At 63.9% G+C, this 19,965-nt stretch carries 14 protein-coding genes; 9 read left to right on the forward strand and 5 right to left on the reverse strand.

Going from position 1 to position 19,965, the window contains the following annotated elements; all coding sequences use genetic code 11:
- Positions 1-1,470: a mechanosensitive ion channel family protein gene (locus SynRS9909_RS12995; RefSeq protein ID WP_007101274.1), complete on the forward strand. Its 1,470-nt coding sequence runs from the start codon at positions 1-3 to the stop codon at positions 1,468-1,470.
- The gene (locus tag SynRS9909_RS13000) at positions 1,467-3,362 is read left to right on the forward strand and encodes a CHASE2 domain-containing protein (RefSeq protein ID WP_007101273.1); all 1,896 of its coding nucleotides are present in this window, start codon (positions 1,467-1,469) and stop codon (positions 3,360-3,362) included. Before SynRS9909_RS12995 ends, SynRS9909_RS13000 begins: the two co-directional genes overlap by 4 nt.
- Here SynRS9909_RS13000 and SynRS9909_RS13005 read toward each other — a convergent pair.
- A complete protein-coding gene (locus tag SynRS9909_RS13005; protein ID WP_162858308.1) occupies positions 3,319-3,876 on the reverse strand; it encodes a hypothetical protein in 558 nt (185 codons plus the stop codon). The two genes, SynRS9909_RS13000 and SynRS9909_RS13005, sit on opposite strands and share 44 nt — an antisense overlap.
- Before the next feature lie 187 nt (positions 3,877-4,063).
- Entirely contained in the window at positions 4,064-8,068 is a 4,005-nt protein-coding gene (locus SynRS9909_RS13010; protein ID WP_007101272.1) for a CHAT domain-containing protein, read from the reverse strand.
- Between the two features lie 111 nt (positions 8,069-8,179).
- On the opposite strand from SynRS9909_RS13010, the gene SynRS9909_RS13015 reads away from it, so the two are divergent.
- The gene (locus tag SynRS9909_RS13015) at positions 8,180-9,856 is read left to right on the forward strand and encodes a ShlB/FhaC/HecB family hemolysin secretion/activation protein (RefSeq protein WP_007101271.1); all 1,677 of its coding nucleotides are present in this window, start codon (positions 8,180-8,182) and stop codon (positions 9,854-9,856) included.
- Positions 9,857-9,887: 31 nt separating this feature from the next.
- Here the strand turns inward: SynRS9909_RS13015 and SynRS9909_RS13020 are convergent, their stop codons facing one another.
- Positions 9,888-10,574, reverse strand: a complete 687-nt coding sequence (locus SynRS9909_RS13020; protein ID WP_007101270.1) for a Crp/Fnr family transcriptional regulator — start codon at positions 10,572-10,574, stop codon at positions 9,888-9,890.
- A 4-nt stretch (positions 10,575-10,578) separates the two neighbouring features.
- Positions 10,579-10,902, reverse strand: a complete 324-nt coding sequence (locus SynRS9909_RS13025) for a DUF3307 domain-containing protein (RefSeq protein WP_038001793.1) — start codon at positions 10,900-10,902, stop codon at positions 10,579-10,581.
- A 118-nt stretch (positions 10,903-11,020) separates the two neighbouring features.
- Between SynRS9909_RS13025 and SynRS9909_RS13030 the strand changes: the two genes are divergently transcribed.
- Entirely contained in the window at positions 11,021-11,689 is a 669-nt protein-coding gene (locus SynRS9909_RS13030) for a Coq4 family protein (RefSeq protein ID WP_007101268.1), read from the forward strand.
- On the opposite strand, the gene alaS is transcribed toward SynRS9909_RS13030, so the two are convergent.
- Positions 11,682-14,360 carry an alanine--tRNA ligase gene (gene alaS / locus SynRS9909_RS13035; RefSeq protein WP_038001014.1) on the reverse strand — a complete coding sequence of 893 codons (2,679 nt, stop codon included), beginning with the start codon at positions 14,358-14,360 and terminating at the stop codon, positions 11,682-11,684. The genes SynRS9909_RS13030 and alaS overlap by 8 nt on opposite strands.
- A 35-nt stretch (positions 14,361-14,395) precedes the next feature.
- On the opposite strand from alaS, the gene SynRS9909_RS13040 reads away from it, so the two are divergent.
- The 5 genes from SynRS9909_RS13040 to SynRS9909_RS13060 all read left to right on the forward strand — a co-directional run bounded on the left by SynRS9909_RS13040 (position 14,396) and on the right by SynRS9909_RS13060 (position 19,943).
- A complete protein-coding gene (locus SynRS9909_RS13040) occupies positions 14,396-14,797 on the forward strand; it encodes a hypothetical protein (protein WP_007101266.1) in 402 nt (133 codons plus the stop codon).
- Positions 14,794-17,991 carry a DEAD/DEAH box helicase gene (locus SynRS9909_RS13045; RefSeq protein ID WP_007101265.1) on the forward strand — a complete coding sequence of 1,066 codons (3,198 nt, stop codon included), beginning with the start codon at positions 14,794-14,796 and terminating at the stop codon, positions 17,989-17,991. Before SynRS9909_RS13040 ends, SynRS9909_RS13045 begins: the two co-directional genes overlap by 4 nt.
- Positions 17,988-18,884 carry an SWIM zinc finger family protein gene (locus SynRS9909_RS13050; RefSeq protein ID WP_007101264.1) on the forward strand — a complete coding sequence of 299 codons (897 nt, stop codon included), beginning with the start codon at positions 17,988-17,990 and terminating at the stop codon, positions 18,882-18,884. Before SynRS9909_RS13045 ends, SynRS9909_RS13050 begins: the two co-directional genes overlap by 4 nt.
- 34 nt (positions 18,885-18,918) lie before the next feature.
- A complete protein-coding gene (locus tag SynRS9909_RS13055; RefSeq protein ID WP_255479178.1) occupies positions 18,919-19,368 on the forward strand; it encodes an MEKHLA domain-containing protein in 450 nt (149 codons plus the stop codon).
- A gap of 179 nt (positions 19,369-19,547) precedes the next feature.
- Positions 19,548-19,943 carry an Hsp20/alpha crystallin family protein gene (locus SynRS9909_RS13060; protein WP_038001792.1) on the forward strand — a complete coding sequence of 132 codons (396 nt, stop codon included), beginning with the start codon at positions 19,548-19,550 and terminating at the stop codon, positions 19,941-19,943.
- Positions 19,944-19,965 lie beyond the last annotated feature (22 nt).

Raw genomic sequence — 19,965 nt, forward strand, 5'->3', positions numbered from 1 at the left:
ATGGCCCTTCTGCTCAGCCTTTTTGCCATCGGATCTCTCCTTGGCCTTCAACGCGTGTGCCGGACTCGAAATCTCACACCGCCGCCGCTGCGTTTGCCATTGATTGCGGCCATTGCGATTCCGGTGCTCACGTTGATGGTGGCAATTCTGGAGCAGAGCAGGCTCGCTCTGCTGACCCAGAGCCTGAAAACCGCCATCAGTTTATTGTGGATTTACAGCATCATTCGGTTGCTCAGCTGGGGCTCACTGCAACTGCCGTCCGAGCTGGGCTGGTGGAAACCCACCGCCAAAATTCTCCGGGATCTTCTCACCCTGGCGATCGCCACTTCAATCACCCTGATCGTGATTCACCGTGACTTCCAGGTGAACCTGGTGGGCCTGGCCGCCACCTCAGCCGTGCTCACGGCCGTGATTGGTCTGGCCGCCCAGGAAACCCTGAAAAACCTTTTTGCCGGCATTTCTCTACAGGTGGATTCTCCTTTTGAAGAAGGCGACTGGATTGATCTTGGTTTCACCCGAGGGGTGGTGACCTCGCTTCGCTTGATGACCACACGCATCCATACCCTGGAGGGTTCCTTGACCGTGATCCCCAACAGCCGCATCGCCGTGGAGAGTCTGCGGCGCTTTAAACCAGGCGATCCAGTGGGTCAGATTGTGGAGGTCGGTCTTGACTACAGCCTGCCTCCCAGGCAAGCGATCAATCTTCTTCAGACCATCGTTCAACGCAATCGCAAAGTTCTCAAGGAACCGACTCCCAAAGTGTGGCTCGACGCCTTTGCCGACAGCTCAATCAACTATCGCCTGCTCACCTGGCAGAACTCGGCGCTGGAGCAACTTCAGCTGAAAAGTGATCTTCTCGAGCAGATCTGGTACGCCCTGCAACGCATCGGCCAATCGATTCCTTTCCCGATCCGAGACATTCGCTCAGAACCTTCCCCGGCCCTACTGCCATCAGACACTGTCAGCGAGGAAGCGAAACAACAACTTCTGGCCAGCCTGGAGATCTTCTCCCATCTCACTGCCGATCAACTGCAACGACTGGCCGCGCAAGGCCGCTGCCAAAGTTTTGCTCCAGGAGAAGTGGTGGTGAGGGAAGGCGAACGAGGTCACAGCCTGTTTGTGATCGTGAGTGGAAGCCTGGATGTGCTGCAGGGGGAAGGTGAAGGCCAGGCCCACCGAATTGCGAGCCTCACAACAAGCGACGTCTTTGGAGAGATGGCTCTCTGCACAGGCGAACCTCGCGCGGCCACGGTGATCTGCAACGACGAGTGCGTTCTCCTGGAAATCGAACGACGCCATCTCATCCCCCTGATGGAGGAGCATCCAGAAATCCTTGAAACGATCGGCACCTTGATGGCGACGCGGCGCAAGGAACTGCGCACCCTCTCCCAGCGACGATCGGAAACCCGTCGTCGGGCCCTGATTGGTCGCATGCAGCGATTGTTCAATCTCGCCAGCGACACCCCATGAGCTGGAAGCGCTGGCTTCTGCCTTACGTCGCGGCCAGCGCACTGCTGGTGGGTTTCCAGGCATCACCAGCTGCAGAAACGCTCAATCTGCTGCTCTACGACCTGGTCGCCAGCCTGCGAGAAACGCAGCACTCCCCTGACGATGGTGCCATCACCGTGGTGGGAATCGACGAAGCCGATCTCAAGGCCTTCAAGTGGCCCATCCCCGATCGCCACCTCTGCGGCGCCATCCAACGGCTTGAGACCCTTGGCGCCAGCGCAATCGGGCTCGACCTCTACCGCGATCCAATCGGAACCGACTCCGCGACCTGCCTGAGCACACTCATTCAGACCAACCCGCGGCTCATCTCCATCCACAACATGGCCGATGCGATTCCTGCGATTCCCGGCACGCCACCGCGCCAGCAGGCTTTCAATGATCTGGTGGTGGACAGCGATCGCGTCGTGCGACGCGATCTCGTGCATGTGGGCGGACAGAGCGAAGCGGTCCGCTCCCTTCCCCTGAGGTTGCTGGAAACCGCCAGGGGCAATCCCAACCTCCATCGGCAGCTGGAGGCCTTACCCGCTGAGATCTGGTTGCAACCCCAGTCCGGCGGTTACCAACGGCTCGATGCCTCGGGCTATCAAACGATGCTGCCCGTGCACCCTCCCGGCCGCTTCCCGATCGTCTCACTCCGAGCTTTGCTGTCCGGTCGCGTTGACGCCTCCAGCATCCAGGACCGGATCGTTCTGATCGGCAGCACCGCTCCCTCCCTCAAGGATCAGTTCGAGATTCCCCAGAGTCGCCTGGATCAGGGCGAACGTTTTCTCGCGTTACCGGGTGTGGAGCTGCATGCGCAGCGCCTCGCCTCTCTCCAGGCCCTGCTTCGGGATGGTCAGGCTCCGATCCGCACTGCCTCTGCCCTGCAGCGTCACCTCCTTCTGGCGGTCATGCTTCTGCTGGGAATCGCCATTGCCGAACGACCACACCGGATCCGTCGCAGCAGCCTCCTGCTCGGCCTGAGTGCACTGGCTCTGTTCGGCACGAGCGTTCTCTTGCTGTTGGAGGGCGTCTGGATCGGCATTGCCCTGCCCCTCAGTGGGCTGATCCTCTTCGGCAGCACCGGCATTCTGCGGCGAGGGGCGATCAGCCAGCGGCATCAACAGGAGATGGCTCGCCTGCTCGGGCAGGCCACATCGCCAGCTGTGGCCCAACAGCTCTGGGAGCAACGGGCTGACCTGATTCAGGACGGCCGCTTCGCCGGTCGTGAACAACCGGTGACGATCCTGTTCACCGACACCTGCCATTTCACCCGGGTTTCGGAGCAACTCAGCCCAGCCGCGTTGATGGACTGGCTCAATGCGGGAATGGCCATCAGCGTGGACGCCGTCACCAGCCGCGGGGGCATGGTCAACAAATTCACAGGTGATGGCATGCTGGCCGTGTTTGGCGCACCGATCTCTGCCGGCCTGGAACGCGATGCCTCCCAGGCCCTGGAGGCCGCCAGGGCCATTCAGACGGGGATCGCCAGGCTGAATCGGGATCTGCAAGCCCGTGGGGCCTGGCCGTTAAAGCTACGCATCGGCATCCATTCGGGACTGGTTCTCACCGGGTCCCTGGGCAGCCGCTCACGCCTGGAGTATGCCGTGATCGGCGACACCGTGAACTGCGCCTCACGCCTGGAAAGCCTGGACAAGGATCGCCATCAGGGATGGGTGCGCGTTCTGATATCCGCCGAAAGCCTCAGCCTGGCAGGAGTGAATCCGAAGGATGACGCTGTCATCGACTGGGGTGAGGTCCACGTGAAAGGCCGCACAGAACCACTGAGGGTTTTCGAGTGGCGGGATCAGGTGAACGTGGAAACCGCCATCAACGACACACCACAGGGATCATCTCCGGCCACTGAGAACTGATCAGATCCTCGAGCCCGAATGCAGCGGCAAGGGGCTGCAAAGGAATGGAGCTGCCACAGTTGGCCTGGAGAGCCTCCAGCTGCGGGCTCAGCATGGCTTCACCAGAAACCGACTCTTTGAGCAACAGACTTTTAGCCGGGGGCGCCTCGACCCCAAGAAAGCCGAATTCATCGGCCGCGGGTGCATCAGCGCATTGATACGACGATTCCCACACCAAGGGAAAGGCAACTGTGGCTGGAACGGAGAAAAGAACAAGTCTGGGACCTCCTCCCGTTTCCATTGTGCGGCTGAAAACCGCCGCATCCTGCTGGCGCAACGTCAGCTGCAGAGGCCTGGGGTCGCTCGTGGGCCCCTCCAACCAGGCGATCAATCGTGTCGCTCCGGGGGTGTACACACTCGATTCGGGAACCAGATGGATGATCTGGCGGGCAGCACATTCCCCTCGTGTGCCGCCACCGATCCGTCGACCGGGAAAAGCATTGCGCGACTGCGCCTGCACTGAAACGGCAGCCAAGGCTGTCAACAGCCATGCCAGGGCGAGCATGCCCAACACACTGGGGCGATGAGAACGGATCACAACCGGGCAGCAAACAACGACTGCAGGGTGGCGCCCTTCCACACCCACCTGCATTGATCCCGGTCACACCCTCGTGTGCGTTGCGTCAATCGCTGAACAGCCATGGTCAGAGCCCTCATCAGCGTCACCAGGGGGAACCGATCAGCTCGATGCCAGCCCAGAAAAAGGGATTCTCCATGCCCCCGGCAACGCGACGTCGCTGCGCCGCGTCCAGATCACGCAGCAAGGGTTCGCCCATCGCGCCGATCACCCGATCACCCTGCAGTTGAACCTGCCCTTGCGCAAACAATTGCCGGGTGCGCTGAAGCGCCTCGGCCTTGGGAACTCCCTGCTCCAGGAAGCGATAAAACTGCACGAAAAATGCCGATGTCACCACATCATCGACATACCAGAGCGTACCGACGGCACTGCGGGCTCCGGCCTGAAGCGCCAGACCGGCAAAACCCAGTTCGCTGTCTGGATCTCCGAGCAACGTGCGACACGCACTGAGCACCACCAGATCCAGAGGGGCCTCGCTGCGCTGGCGACGCAGACGCGCGAATGCTGCCATCGACATCGGCCCGGCCCCGGTGTGCAAAACGGAGCGGGATGGCCCACCCGGGCGGAAGTCGGCATGCGTGGCCACGTGCACCCGGCCGTAACGCGGATCGCTGGCCAGCGCGATCAGCGTTGAGGGAGTGAAGGCGCTGTTGAGGTAACGATCCGTGCTGACCGCATCCTGAATGTTGCTGAGTTCCTGAGGCACCAGGGGCAACGGTGCAAGGCCCTCGAATTCGGAAGCCCCCATGGCCAGAAGACCGCTGGAGCGTGTTGCAGCATTGAGATCCGTGAGTGCCAGAGAAGGGGTCAGACCGAAGGCATAACGCGTACCGAAATAGGTTGCTCCATCGCTGAGAGCCGCGAAGGGCACGGCCTGGAGTCCCTGGTCCGCAGCGATAAGCAGGGTGGTGATGCCCTGATCGCGCAATCCCTGCTGGATGGGCTCGATCAACAGCTGATGCAGTTGTCGGGATGCCGAACGGGGATCGCTGACCTCGAGTGACTCCTGACGGGACAGCTGGCGATACAACGCCTTCAACAGCGCAGCAAACCGTTCACGCGACACCGCGACGCGGCGAGAGACCACCTCCCCTGAAGCGGGGACCAGGGTGAGATCGAGAAAGCTTTCGTTCTGGGCTGTGAAACGGACCTGGAGCACGGCTGGCTTCACACCATCTCTCGCCTGTGCCTGCTGCTGAACCTGCTGAAGCGTCGTCTGGATCTGGGTAAGAGAAGGGGTTTCAGGCACGGTTCCAGCGAGCCCGTCCGAAAGGCCCAGGGCAGCCACAGTGCGCTGGGTCGCCTCCTGGTCAGCCCCACGCAATTGATCCACCGCCTCATCGGCAGAGAGCGCCACCACCGTCGGAGCCTCCGATGACGGAACGCGTGAAGCCTCTGCCGCATCCGAACCCCCCTGACCCAGGTCAACAACGAGTGCCGTGGTTTGTGGAGCGGTCTGCGAGGCCAAGGAAGCTGCTCCCAACGAACTCTCGGGATCGAGAGCATCCTGCGTCGCTGCCAGCTGCAGTGCAGGCTGGAGCGGCGGCGCCTCAGCCACCGCATCAAGAGCGACAACGGCCTCACGATCCTCCGCATCAGTGCTGGTGGCCCTTGGAATGGGTATCGGTTCGGGTGTCGGCTCCGGATCAGGTGTGGGCTCAGGGCCCGGATCAGGCTCCGTGCAGAGGTTGGAGGTGCCAGAACCCGAACATGTGGCCGAGGTGGGTGAAGAGGAGAGCACATCGAGTACTCCGGCTTCAACCAAAGTCTGGCCGCTGTAGATGATGGCCGCTGATGAAGCAAAACGCAGGGTGCCATCCCCCTGTTTGATGAAATCGCCACGGCCACTGATCGGCGCATCCCAGATCAGCGTGGCAGCTGCATCGTTGACACTGATCCCGCCGCCACCGCTGCCGAGTTCCAACGCAACACCTGTCACCGTTTCACTCGCATCGCGGCGCAACAATGAGCCGCCAGAGAGAGCAATCGTGATCGGATTGCCGCCATCGATCACCACACTGCCAACAGGCTGATCCAGCCAGAGAGTGCCACCACCAGTGGCAGCCAAACGCCTGAGGAACAGGGTGTCTTGGAATCGGATGTCACCACTTCCGCTCTGCGTGAAGTCGCCGTAGCCAGTTGGCGTCTGGCCATCACCCAGATTGATCGCAGCGGAACTGGTTAGAGCACCATCACCGGTCGCATTGAGATTGGACGCGAAAGCACTGGCAGCGGGATCCACCGTCACGGCATTCCCACTAATAGGGCTCAGGATCAGGCGATCCTGTCGCAGATCCAGTGAGGATGTTCCGTTCAATGTGAGCGTGCTTGAGAGCGTGTTCACGCCAGACCAATTCCTCAGAGTTCCGCCCTTGAGCATGATCGGCTCCCCCACATTCAGCCCGCCACTGAGTTCGAGAGCAGCACCGGATTCAACAGTGGTGGAGGCAGCAGCAGATCCCAGGGCATTGGCATCCAGCAGCCGCAGCGCTCCTGCCTCCACGGTGGCAGCTCCGGTCCAGCCACTGTTATTTCCAGAAAGAATCAAACGACCGTTCCCGACCTTAAAGAGATCACCGTTACCGCTGAGCGTGGCGGCGAAGGCAGGCGCTGATGCCCCAGGGGTGCCGATGGTGCTATCACCTGTTGAGATTTTCAGGGGCCCGTTCAAGGCAAGCGTTGCTGCCGCAGCTCCTTCAACAAAACCCGCACCGGCATTCAATGTCAGCCCGCCACTGCCGGTGGTGATGTTGGAATTCAACTTGATGTAGCCGGAAGCGTCGAGCACGAGGCGGCCAGTCGACGACGAATAATCCAGAGGCGCTCCCGCCTGCCACGTGATGTTGCCCCCTTCAGAGGTGGTGCCTGGCCCTGTTGCAATCCGCACATTTGTTGAAGTCCCCAACGCCGTGTCGAGATCATCAACATCGATCAGTGATGGTGACGACGTGGACTCAAAAAGACGCCCGTTCGGATCAACTGGATCTGTGACGTCAAACGTATTTCCTGTGGTCGTGCTGATGGTGATGTTGTAGGGATCCAATAGCCACTCACCCACAACACCGCCAACGGCGCCCACATCCAGCCGCTCCGGTTTCGCCAGCAGAAATGCTCCAGAGGTCTCCACCCGACCACCGTTGCCACCCAAGGGTCCACCCCGTGCCAGCAGGGTTCCTTCGACCACCGTTCCGCCGGAGCTGTTGTTCAGATCACTCCAGATCACCACGGTGCCCCCATCGCCCTGGCCGGTGGAAGACGCATCCACGAGCGAACCTGGCTGGACCCAGGTCTGCGCGGCCTGACGCACGGTCGGGTCACTGTTCTGCCAACTACCACCCACCTGCACCAGGCCGCCGTCGCGACTGCCGGTGGCCAAAAGGGCCGAACCGGCCCCAACGCGCACCTGATCTGCGGTGAGCGTGAGCGTGCCACCGTCGCCGCTGGAATTGCTCGCAGATAGCCGACTGGACTCGACATCAATCCGGCCCCCGGGAGCATCCACAAGCAACGACTCCTCCACATCAATGCTGATGCCTTCCATGCGGATCCAAGGCCGGCGATCCTCATCGAGGACGCCACGGAGCCCCAGCTGTCCCGGCAGGGGGTCACCATGCAACGCCGTAAGGGCAGAGGCCGGGGAACGCAACACATCAAACACTCCGCCAGGAAAGTGGAGTTGGCTGGCCGTGCTCAGGGTGAGCTGGGGGACCTGCAGGAAGCCTGCGCCGGGCATCAACTGGATCCCCCCCGGCGAGAGCAGAAACAGATGGGCTGGCGAGGTGAGCGCCACCGCTTTATCGATGAAGCTTCCCTCCGACGCCGTGACACCCAGCACGAGATTGCGAATGCCATCGCTCTGAATCTCCACCGACTGGATCGCTCCGCGGGTATCAAACTGACGCAGGCGATGAAACCGATTCGTGCCGGCATCCTGGCCGCCACCGATCCTGCAGATACCGCTGTTGCAGCTGCCTCCCAGGGCACCATTGACGCGACTGCCCAGGGAGGGATCAGCCGTGACCTGCGCACGCACAGCAGAACCCAGCCCCGAAACAACGAGCAGAAGCGACAGAACAGACGAGGCTTTCATCAAGGCTGGGCGCCGACCATCGAGAAACTCAGACAGCCAAGAGGCACATCAATTTAGGCAGGATTCGCATCGATCTCTAAGGTTCGGCGGCGCCAGGCCAAACCCATCGCGATGCTGTTCCTGCTGGCGCAACTGGTGTCTCCGCCGCTGCAACCCGGCCCAGCCCGCATTCCTGCACCCGCAACCGTCGAACAGGAACCGCAACAAGACACGGATCCGTTGCAGCTCTCTCCGGAGAGCGCGCCCTCGCCACGTCAACCGGATCGATTGCCGCGCCCCAAGCAGTCACAGCCACCCTGGACTCCCGCTGTTGAGGGAGCAACGCCTTACACCGCCGAGGAACTCAGCGCGATTCTCAGTAGCTGTGATCACATCAACCCCGAACGCAGCCTGCAGTTGTGCTCCGAAGCGCTCACAGCTCGGCTGCAACAAGACGGGTATGTGAACTCCAGGGTGTTTGTGGAGCGGGATCCACCTCCCGGACGACTGGTGGTGGTGCTGGGGCGCCTGGTGGAGATCCGTGTGGATGCCGAGACACCCGGTCTGGGCCAACGGGTGCGACAGGCGCTCCGCAACCTTCTGGGAGAACCCCTGCAGCTGCCTGTCCTCCAGACCAGACTGCGTCAGCTGCGCCAGCGCCAGATTGTTGGCAGCGTGTCTGGGAGCCTGGGAAAGCTGGGCAGCGATCCCACCCAGGCCGTGCTTCAACTCTCGGTCACGGCGCCACGCCATCCCTGGAGGGGCGACATCAGCCTGCGCAATGACGGCAATGCCGGCAGCGGCGAATGGCGCGCCCTTGCCGTTCTGCAGAAACGCGAGCTACTGCTCGAGGGTGATGTGCTTCAGCTTTACGGAGAAGGGAATACCGACAGCGATCCGGAATTCGGCACCGGAATCGGCTCGCTCAGCTACACCCTGCCTCTCGGCGCCAAAGTCAGCCTGACCGGCTCATTCGGAGCAAGCCGACGTAACTTTGTAGAAGCCAGCGGAATTGCCCATGGCCTCAGCTTTCGTCAGTACCAGGGCTTGGGGCAACTCCAATGGACCTTCTCCGAGAGCGACAGCCAGAGCTGGTATGCCTTCGCCGGCCTGAGTGCCAATCACAACAACAGCTACCTGAATGATGCGTCCTTTCCCCTGATTATTGGCGGCGGCCTGGATGGCGACCTAACCACAGGGTATCTCCGCTTCGGGATCGGCAGCAGCGGCCAAAGTGGCTCCTGGGCCTGGTCAGGGCAGCTCTATGGCCTGCAGGGAATCGCGGGGTTCAGCTCCCAGCAAGAGTTACAGAATCTTGGCTTCTTCGGCATCGACCCCGGCGAATCGAGGGCACTGGGGGGGATCATCAGCAACAGCTGGGCCTTGTCACCCAACCTGCAATGGTCGCTGCGTGCCGCTGGCCAGGTTGCATTCCATGAGCTCACCAACGACATGGGGTTCTCCTTAGGCAGTGACACGGGACTCCGTGGCCTTCCTGGCACCCTGATCAGCGGTGACAGCGGCTGGCTGGGCAGCACAGAACTGGCCTGGACCTTCTGGCAGCAACAGCAGAACGCCTTGCAGCTGGTGCCTTTCCTCGGAATGGGTGGAATCAGCACTCAACGCGATGCGATCACGTTCTCCGACACCATTGGTTCAGGTGGCCTGCTGCTGCGCTGGCTCAACGGTCGTCACTGGAGCGTGGAGCTGGGATGGATCGATCAGTTCCAGGACGATGACAACACTGGCTTCTGGAATGACTGGCTCCTCGGCAGCGGCCTCTACGGGAAACTCCGTTACCGCTTTTGAACAACTGCTCGCCCCAACCGGCATCCCGCTCTCACAGCAGCAGACCACGCTTACGCAGCGGTGCGAGGTCACTGAGTTGCAGGCCGCCGTTCGCCTCGCTCACCACACCCCTGCTGCGTAACTTGCTGAGCGTGCGCGAGGCCGTTTCCCTGGCCAGGCCAGCCAGAAGGGCAATCTCCTTCTGGGCCAGAGGCGGGATCGGCGCTTCCACATCAGCCTGGCCGGAACTCTTCCGTGCCAGGTAGGCGAGGGCATCGAGCAGGCGGGTGGTGGCGTCGGCGCTCTGCAGGGCAAAGCGTTGATTCAGATCACGCAGGCGTCCCGCCTCGAGGCGGGCCAGGGCCAGGGCGAAGGCGGGCTGCTGCTGCAACAGCGCAGCGAAGGGAGCCGAGCGCAGCTTCACCAGACGCAGGGGAGTCAGAGCCACCACATCCGCCGAACGCGATGCGCCATCCAGAGCCGCCATCTCACCGAACACATCTCCCGGACCCAGGAGCGACATGATCACCTCATCACCGTCGGCGGTGGTGGTGCGCACCTTGGCCAGACCGTCGCGAATCAGAAACAGCGACTCGCCCCAGTCCTGTTCCATCACAATCACCTGATCGATCTGGTGATCGCTCTGGCGATGACGATCGAGCAAGCGATCGAGATCGTCGCCGTTGAGATCTGCAAAGAGGGTGATCGCCGCGAGGGCCTCACGCGTGAGGGCAGACATGAACTCAGAAGCGAACGATCAGACCCACCCAGATCAGCTTGCAGAGCAAATGCAGGGCCTGATCAAGGCCAAGCGAAAAGCGCAAACGGCCCTTCAGCCAATCAATGATCGCGTGAGCGACCGTTTCGGCCACACCAAGGAGCGGAATCGACGTGATCAGCGCCACAGCAAGGCCATGGGTCGCCGCATGGGCAATCAACCACCAGCGCCAATGGAGCGTGGCATCGGCCCCCGGCAACTTCTCCTGCGCCATCCGATCGCTCTGGAGAACGAAATCGCACACGAAGTGAGCGCCCACCAGAAGGATCAGCAGATTGAGTGCGTTGATGGTGCCGGAGGTCGAACGTCGAGGCGACGTTAGGGGACACGTCCCGTCTCGATCTGGATCCTGGCCCCGATCAGTCGCCTTGGCCAGACTACGAACACCCACAGGCCTCCCCATCGCCGTGAAGCTCAATCTCAAAGAACGGCTCCAGAGCCTGAAGATGGTGGCGGGCCTGGCCACCTTCCTCAAGAACCCCGGCTCCCTTGAGAGCGTCTTTGCCGTTGCCGGAAGTCTCAAAGACAGCCCGCTCGGCGAACAGATGGTGCAACATCTGCTGGCCGACAGCCATTTCAAGGCCCTGGTCGACGAGGGTTGGCGACCACAACCGATCGATCTCCAACAACTGCAGACCCTGCCGGAGGGGAGTCTCGGTCGCTGTTATGCCGATCAGCTGGTCAGCCAAAACATCACACCCGACACCCTGATCGACCCATCTCCGGTGACCAACCCCCAGGAGTACGTGGTGCACCGGCTGAAGGAAACCCATGACATCGCGCACGTGCTCACCGGCTTCGGCATCGACGCTGCCAGCGAACTGGGCTTGCAGGGCTTCAACCTGGCCCAGAACCGCTCACCCCTAGCCGTCATGCTGATCTTCGGCGGCATGTTGAGTGCCCTGCAGAACGGCGAATCGCTGGAGCCGATGCTCAAAGCGCTCGCTCGAGGCTTTCAGATGGGCCTGGATGCGGAGCTGGTGATCGCCCGCAAACTCGAAGACGGCTGGGAGCGCCCCCTGCAGGAGTGGCGCCAGGAGCTGAAGTTGCCGAGATCCAACGAGCCGCTCAGCTGAGTGCGGCGCTGAGCTCCTCCCGCGCCGCGGCCAGGGCCCTGTCGAGGGCAGCGCCATCGCGGCCACCGGCCTGGGCCAGGTTGGGGCGGCCGCCACCGCCGCCACCGCAGACCTTGGCGATTCCACCAATGAACTTGCCGGCCTGCTGCCCCCTGGAGATCACCGCCTTGCCGAAGGCCGCCACCAGGATCACCTTGCCCAGATCGCCGGGGTCGGGCAGACCGCCCAGAACCACAGCCGCGCCGTCGCCGAGCTGATCCACCAGGCCCTGAGCCGCGCTCTGCAAACCGCCACCCTCGACACCATCGAGGCGCGCCACCAGCAGCTGGTGCGCACCCACCGCCACCGCCTGCCCCGCCAGCGCCGCTGATTTCGCCAGGGCGAGTTCTTCACGGGCGGCAACCAGAGCCTTCTGGCTGGCCTTGAGCTCATCCGCCAGCTGCACGACGCGATCCACGATCTCGGCGGGCTGGGCCTTGAAACGCTCGCCCAGTTGCTTCACCACCGCGTCGCGCTCGTTGAGATAAGCCAGCACAGCCGGGCCGGCCACCGCTTCGATGCGGCGGATGCCGGCGGCCACGCCGCTCTCGCTCACGATCTTGAACAGACCGATCTCAGCGGTGTTGGCCACGTGGGTGCCGCCGCAGAGCTCCATCGACACGCCGGGCACATCCACCACCCGCACCACATCGGCGTATTTCTCACCGAACATCGCCACGGCACCGGCGGCCTTGGCTGTCTCGATCGCCATCTCCTGAACCTCGAGGCTGTGGGCCTCGCTGATCCAGCCGTTGATCAGCGCTTCGATCTGCTCGAGCTCGGCGGCGGTGACGGCACGGGGGCAGTGGAAATCGAAGCGGAGGCGATCGAAATCCACCAGCGAACCAGCCTGGCCGATGCCCGGATCCACCACCTGCTTCAGGGCCGCCTGCAGCAGGTGCGTGGCGGTGTGGTTCGCCTGGGCGCGGCGGCGGCAGGCCCGGTCCACCTGGCCATGCACCACATCCCCGAGGCTGAGCACGCCGCGCTCGATGCGGCCGCTGTGCACAAACACACTGCGGTTGCGCGACACCGCCTCGATCGCCACGATCAGGCCATGGCCATCCGGCCCGTCGCCGCTGAGCACGCCGCGATCCCCCACCTGGCCGCCGCCTTCGCCATAGAAGGGGGTGGTGTCGAGCACCACCTGCACGCTGTCTCCTGCCACGGCCCGCTGCGCCGGCTCGCCGTTCACCACCAGCGCCACCACGCAGCTGCTCTGCTCCAGCAGCTCGTAGCCGCGGAAGGCCGTGGCCTCCAGATCAGCCGCCACCTGATCGATCGCTTCCTGGAGGGTGAGATCAATGCTCACCGCCGCGGCCTTGGCCCGCTGACGCTGGGCCTCCATCGCCGCCTCAAATCCATCGAGATCCACCGTGAGACCGTGCTCCTCAGCGATCTCCTCGGTGAGCTCCAAAGGGAAGCCGTAGGTGTCGTAGAGCTCGAAGGCCTGCGCGCCGGAGATCTGCTTGGGCTTGGCCGCCAGCACATCGGCCAACAACTTCTCTCCCCGCTCCAGGGTTTCCAGGAAGCGGGCTTCTTCACGCTGGAGCTCCGCCAGGATCACCTCGCGGCGCTCCAGCAGCTGCGGGTAAGCGCTCTGCATCAGCGCGATCGAGGCTTCGCCCATCGCCGTGAGGAAGGGCTTGTCGATGCCAAGCAGGCGGCCATGGCGCACCACGCGGCGCAGCAACCGGCGCAGGATGTAGCCGCGGCCGAGATTGCTGGCCGTCACGCCATCGCCAATCAGCTGGGTGATGGCACGGGAGTGGTCGCCGATCACCTTGAGGCTGGTTTTGCCCTTCCCATCGAGGGCGGGATAGGCCACGCCCGCCAGTTGTGCCGCCGTTTCGATCAGCGGATAGATGAGATCGGTTTCGTAGTTATTGGGAACGGCCTGCAGGATCTGGGCCATCCGCTCCAGGCCCATGCCGGTGTCGATGTTGCGGTTCTCCAGCGGCGTGAGCGTGCCCTCGGCGTCGCGGTTGTACTGCATGAACACCAAGTTGTAGAACTCGATGAAGCGGGAATCGTCCTCGAGGTCGATGCCGTCGTCGCCGAGTTCGGGCTTGAAGTCGTAATAGATCTCCGAGCAGGGGCCGCAGGGGCCGGTGGGGCCGGAGGCCCAGAAGTTGTCGGCCTCATCCATGCGGATGATCCGCTTAGGGTTCACTCCCACCCGATCGCGCCAGATCGCCTCGCCTTCGTCGTCCTCGCGGAACACGCTCACGACGAGATTCTTCGGCGAAAGGCCGAACACCTCGGTGCTCAGCTCCCAGGCCCACTGAATCGCCTGCTCCTTGAAGTAGTCGCCGAAGGAGAAGTTGCCGAGCATCTCGAAAAACGTGTGATGCCGCGCCGTGCGGCCCACGTTTTCGATGTCGTTGGTGCGGATGCACTTCTGGGAACTGGTGGCGCGGGGCGCTGGCCGCTGCTGCTGCCCCAGAAACACCGGCTTGAAGGGGAGCATGCCGGCGATGGTGAGCAGCACCGTGGGGTCCTCCGGAACCAGGGAGGCGCTGGCGATGCGCTGGTGGCCGCGCTGCTCATAAAAGGCCAGAAAGGCCTCGCGAATCTGCTCACCACTGCGGGGACGTGCCTCCTGCGGACGCGACGATCGTGCAACAGCCATGGCGAATTCGGGCGTGGGAGGCAGGTCCAGCAGCCATGATCGCCCCTGAGCCGCCATCGACGTTTGCCGTGGACAGTCGCGCCAGCCTGCGCCTGCGCTCCATTGGCTGGGCCCTGCTAGCTGGCACCTGCGCCGGGTTGATGAGCCTGCCTCTCGGTCCCGAAATGGCGGTGCGCTCCACCGGCTGCGGACTCTTCTATGGCTTGCTGGCCTTCCATCTCGAGCGGGTCGATCCGGAGGATTCCCATCTGCGGGCCGGCCTTGTGGGGGCGGTGTGCGGGATCCGCAGCCTGGGGATGCCCCTGCCCTCACCCTGGGGGGGGCCTGACGCCCTGGCATCATTGGTGCAGGACCTCCTCTTGGCGTGGTTGCCGTTGATCGGCAGCGCACTCCTGCTTCACGGAACCCACCGCATGTTGTCTGCGTCGCGGCCATGAGCCTGCTGCACGCCACCTGGCTCCCGGCCATCCGTACACCCACCAGTTCCGGGCGTGCCGCCCTGCTGGTGTGGGCGGACACCTGGCGTGTGGCGGAGCCGGCGGGCCCCGGCGTGACCCCGGCCACCCATCCCTTCACCCTCAGCGCCGATGACCTGCGCGCCTGGCTGAGCGAACGGGAGCTGCTGCCCGACGGCATCATCGATGCCACCGCCTGCCTCACCCTGCCCAGCCGCACGGTGAAACCGAAGCGGAAGCGTGGCGAGACCGCCCCTGTGGATGAGGGCTGGACGGGTCTGCCCCTGCAGGCGGGAGAACCGATTCCGAAGCAGACCGAATGGTGGCCCTGGCAGGTACAGGGCCTGGCGGTCGAACCCGGTGCAGCCACCGCCTGGCTGGCCCGCTTGCCCCTCTCCGGCCGCCACCCCGACCTCGCCGATGAGCTGCGCTGGTGGAGCCACATGCAGCGCTGGGCCCTCAGCCTGATTGCTCGCAGTCGCTGGATTCCCCAGGTGGAGCTGAGCAAAGGGGAGGGCTACCCCCACCGCGCCCGTTGGGTGCCTCTGCTCAATCGCGAAGACGATCGCCGCCGCCTGGAAGACATGGCGGCCCGCCTGCCGCTGGTGGCCACCTGCGCTCTCCCCTGGCGCGAACCCACCGGGAAGCGCAGCAACCGCACCACCCGGCTGCGGCCTGAGGCGATGCGGGCGGCCAATCCGGTGGCCTGTTGTCGTCCCCGCAGCGGCCGACTGCGCGTCGCCACCCTGCTCGAAGACCTGGTGGATGCCCAGCTGCGCACGGGTTTCACAGCCCAGACGGACGGGCTCGATCCCCTGCTTGCCGCCTGGGAGGAGGCCCTCGGCAGCGACACCGGCGTGATCCACCTGGGCGATGAAGACGCAGAGCGTCTGGCCACCGCCAGCCATCACTGGCGCGAAGGGGTGGCCGGCACTGTGGCGGCGGCGCGGGCCTGCCTGGAACTGGAGACCCCCGACGACGGCGATGACCTCTGGACCCTGCGGTTCGCACTGCAGGCCGAAGCGGATCCCACGCTCAAGGTGCCGGCCGCCCTCGCCTGGGCGGCCGGTCCGAAGGGACTCCAGCTCGGCGAAATCGCCGTGGAGCATCCGGGCGAACTGCTGCTGGAAGGCATGGGCCGGGCGCTCACGGTGTTTCCACCGATCGAACGCGGTCTCGACAGCGCCACGCCGGAAGGGATGCAACTCACCCCCGCCGAAGCCTTCGTGCTGGTGCGCACCGCAGCCCGCGAACTCCGCGATGTGGGGGTGGGCGTGGAGCTTCCAGCCAGCCTCTCGGGTGGCCTGGCGAGCAGGCTCGGCCTGGCGATTCAGGCGGAACTACCGGAGAAATCCCGCGGTTTCACGCTGGGCGAAACCCTCGACTGGAGCTGGGAGCTGATGATCGGCGGCGTCACCCTGACGCTGCGGGAACTGGAGCGCCTGGCGGGCAAGCGCAGCCCCCTGGTGCGGCACAAGGGCACCTGGATCGAGCTGCGCCCCAACGATCTCAAGAATGCGGAGCGGTTTTTCGCCGCGAAGCCCGATCTCAGCCTCGACGATGCCCTGCGCCTCACCGCCAGCGAAGGCGACACGCTGATGCGCATGCCGGTGCACCGCCTGGAAGCGGGCCCACGGCTGCAGGCGGTGCTCGAGCAGTATCACCAACAGAAAGCTCCCGATCCCCTGCCGGCGCCGGAGGGCTTCTGCGGCCAGCTGCGGCCTTACCAGGAGCGGGGCCTCGGCTGGCTGGCCTTTCTGCACCGCTTTGATCAAGGCGCCTGCCTGGCCGACGACATGGGTCTGGGCAAGACCATCCAGCTGCTCGCCTTTCTGCAGCACCTGAAGGCCGAGCAGGAGCTGAAGAGGCCGGTGTTGCTCGTGGCGCCCACCTCGGTGCTCACCAACTGGAAGCGGGAGGCCGCCGCCTTCACGCCGGAGCTCGAGGTGAAGGAGCACTACGGGCCCAGGCGCCCTGCCACCCCTGCAGCACTCAAGAAGAGCCTCAAGGATGTGGATCTGGTGCTCACCAGCTACGGCCTGCTCCAACGCGACAGCGAACTGCTCGAAAGTCTCGATTGGCAGGGGGTGGTGATCGACGAAGCGCAGGCAATCAAGAATCCGAGCGCCAAACAGAGCATGGCGGCCCGAGACCTGGCCCGCGCAGGACGCAGCAGCCGTTTCCGCATTGCCCTCACCGGCACGCCGGTGGAGAACCGGGTGAGCGAGCTCTGGGCCTTGATGGATTTCCTCAACCCGCGGGTGCTCGGCGAAGAGGACTTCTTCCGCCAGCGCTACCGCATGCCGATTGAGCGCTATGGCGACATGTCGTCGCTGCGGGATCTGAAATCCCGCGTGGGACCTTTCATTCTTCGCCGGCTCAAAACCGACAAAGCGATCATTTCCGACCTGCCCGAAAAGGTGGAACTGAGCGAATGGGTGGGATTGAGCAGGGAGCAGAAAGCGCTCTATGCCAAAACCGTCGAGGACACCCTCGATGCGATTGCCCGGGCGCCCCGCGGACAACGGCATGGCCAGGTGCTGGGGTTGCTCACCAAGCTGAAGCAGATCTGTAACCATCCCGCCCTGGCCCTGAAAGAGGAGGCGGCCGGCGACGAGTTCCTGCAGCGCTCCATGAAACTGCAGCGCCTGGAGGAAATCCTCGAGGAGGTGATCGACGCCGGCGACCGCGCCCTGCTCTTCACCCAGTTCGCCGAATGGGGCCATCTGCTGCAGGGTTACCTGCAACGGCGCTGGCGCAGCGAAGTGCCGTTCCTGAACGGCAGCACCAGCAAGAGCGAACGCCAGGCGATGGTCGATCGCTTCCAGGAAGACCCGCGGGGGCCTCAGCTGTTCCTGCTGTCACTGAAAGCCGGTGGTGTGGGCCTCAACCTCACCCGCGCCAGCCATGTGTTTCACATCGATCGCTGGTGGAATCCGGCGGTGGAAAACCAGGCCACCGACCGCGCCTACCGGATCGGCCAGACGAACCGGGTGATGGTGCACAAGTTCATCACCAGTGGATCGGTCGAAGAAAAAATCGACCGGATGATCCGCGAGAAATCACGCCTCGCCGAAGACATCATCGGCTCAGGCGAAGATTGGCTCGGCGGGCTCGACATGGGCCAGCTGAAGGAACTGGTGAGCCTCGACGACAACGGATCACTTTCAGCATGACCCTCACCCCTCCCGGCAACGGCATCAACACCTCCCTCGGCGACGAGGGCCTGGGGCAGCAGCCCTGGTGGGTGGAGCAGTGGATGGAGCTGATCAACTCCTACCGCTTCAAAAAACGGTTGGAGCGCGCCTGGGCCTATGCCCGCGAAGGGCATGTGACCTCGATCCGCTTCGAAGGGCGGCGGGTGCACGCCCGCGTGCAGGGCACCGGCGAAGACCCCTACAAGGTGAAGCTCTGGCTCGATGTGCTCAGCGACGAAGACTGGGGCTATGTGCTCGAAGCCCTGACCCAGAAGGCGCGCTGGTCGGCGCAGTTGCTGGCGGGAATCATGCCGGCGGACATCGAACGGGCCTTCGCGGCCAGCGGCCGACGTCTCTTTCCCTTCAAGCTCCAGGAGGTGCGCAGCGAATGCAGTTGTCCCGATAAAGCCAACCCCTGCAAACACATCAGTGCCGTGTATTTCCTGATGGGGGAGCGGTTCAGCGAAGACCCCTTCGTGCTCTTCCAATTGCGCGGTCGCACCCGCGCCAAGCTGCTGGAGGATCTGGCTGAACACCGCCGGCAAGCCCTGGAGGCGCTCGCTGAGTCGTCGGAAGCGGATCAGAACGACGGCCAAGGTGCGGACGACAGCCCGGCAACCCTGGCGCCACCCCATCCCGCCGTGCTCGATCCCACCCTCTGGTGGCGCTACGACGCCGCCCTCGACGGCGATCTGGTGGTGATCACCCCGGCCATGGACGGCGACACGGGCCTGGATGCGGCCGGTGAGCTGCCCCTGGCGGAGGAACCACGCTTCCCCGAGGCCAAACAGCACTTCCTGACGCACCTGCGCGAGCAAGGCCAAACGCTGGCCCAGCAAGCGATGCTCGCCGCGATGGCCGCCGGTGGCTGAAGCGCCCTGGCTGAGCTTGGCAACACAGGGCCTGGTGACGCTCCTGCTGCACTCCCACCAGCGCGCCTTCGGCCAACCCCTGCTGGCCTGCGACCGGAGCGGCAACGCAGGCCGATTGATCTGTCAGGAACTCTTCGCTGCCGACATGGCCGTGCTCGCCCACGACGGCGCCGCTCTCGACGCAGGCGAAGGCCCCCGACTCACCTATGCCAACGCCACCGCCCTGCGGTTGTGGCAACGGCCCTGGTCCGCCATGGTGGGCATGCCCTCCCGACGCACGGCACCGGAGAGCGAGCGACGGGACCGGGCGCAGGCCCTCAGCACCGCACAACAACGCGATGCCTTTCGCGGCTATCGGGGCATCCGCATCGACCGGAATGGGCGCCGTTTCGTGATCAACAACGCCCGCATCTGGACCCTCCGGGATGGGGACGGTCGCGCCTGTGGTCAGGCGGCCGCCTTTGCCGACTGGTGGCTGCTCTGAAGACAAACGGCTCTGAGGGGCGGTTGTCACGACACGGCAGTGGTGGCAACCGAAGCAGGTGGTCGAGACCGAACCTGAACGGCCGGTTCTCCGGCTGTTGGTGCCCAAGCACAGGGCGCAGATTGGCGGTGCGGGTGACAACCAACACCCCCAACTTCCACCTTCTGGAGGACACCACCATGATCACCCTTCGCCAATCTCCCTTCGATCTGTTTGAGCGCCTGGACCAGCAACTGTCCCAGGCCGAGCGGGTTCCTGCAGCGGAAATCCACGACACGGCCGAGGCCTATGTGATCAGCCTTGAGCTGCCCGGTGTCGACAAGAGCACGATCGACGTGCAGGCCACCGATCGCAGCATCAGCGTGACCGCAGAACGTCGTCGCCCCGACAACGCCGAGGACGAAGACACCGCCCTGCTCAGTGAGTTCCGCTACGGCAGCTGGAGCCGCAGTTTCCGCTTTCCCCAGGGACTGAACCGTGAGCAACTCCAAGCCAGTTATCGCGATGGTGTGCTCACCATCCGTGCCGGAAAAGTGAACAGCCACACCGCCGTTGCGGTGCAGGTGGAGAGCTGAGCAGCAACCAGCAGCCCACGCT

Origin of the sequence: Synechococcus sp. RS9909 (genome assembly GCF_014279595.1) — a bacterium.
Classification (GTDB): Bacteria; Cyanobacteriota; Cyanobacteriia; order PCC-6307; family Cyanobiaceae; genus Synechococcus_C.

Bases quoted from the DNA above. Each gene is read 5' to 3' on its own strand.
- SynRS9909_RS13020 (WP_007101270.1), bottom strand. From the start codon at position 10,574: ATGTCTGCCCTCACGCGTGAGGCCCTCGCGGCGATCACCCTCTTTGCA.
- SynRS9909_RS12995 (WP_007101274.1), top strand. From the start codon at position 1: ATGGCCCTTCTGCTCAGCCTTTTTGCCATCGGATCTCTCCTTGGCCTT.
- SynRS9909_RS13050 (WP_007101264.1), top strand. From the start codon at position 17,988: ATGACCCTCACCCCTCCCGGCAACGGCATCAACACCTCCCTCGGCGAC.
- alaS (WP_038001014.1), bottom strand. From the start codon at position 14,360: ATGGCTGTTGCACGATCGTCGCGTCCGCAGGAGGCACGTCCCCGCAGT.
- SynRS9909_RS13010 (WP_007101272.1), bottom strand. From the start codon at position 8,068: ATGAAAGCCTCGTCTGTTCTGTCGCTTCTGCTCGTTGTTTCGGGGCTG.
- SynRS9909_RS13000 (WP_007101273.1), top strand. From the start codon at position 1,467: ATGAGCTGGAAGCGCTGGCTTCTGCCTTACGTCGCGGCCAGCGCACTG.
- SynRS9909_RS13015 (WP_007101271.1), top strand. From the start codon at position 8,180: ATGCTGTTCCTGCTGGCGCAACTGGTGTCTCCGCCGCTGCAACCCGGC.
- SynRS9909_RS13040 (WP_007101266.1), top strand. From the start codon at position 14,396: ATGATCGCCCCTGAGCCGCCATCGACGTTTGCCGTGGACAGTCGCGCC.
- SynRS9909_RS13045 (WP_007101265.1), top strand. From the start codon at position 14,794: ATGAGCCTGCTGCACGCCACCTGGCTCCCGGCCATCCGTACACCCACC.
- SynRS9909_RS13060 (WP_038001792.1), top strand. From the start codon at position 19,548: ATGATCACCCTTCGCCAATCTCCCTTCGATCTGTTTGAGCGCCTGGAC.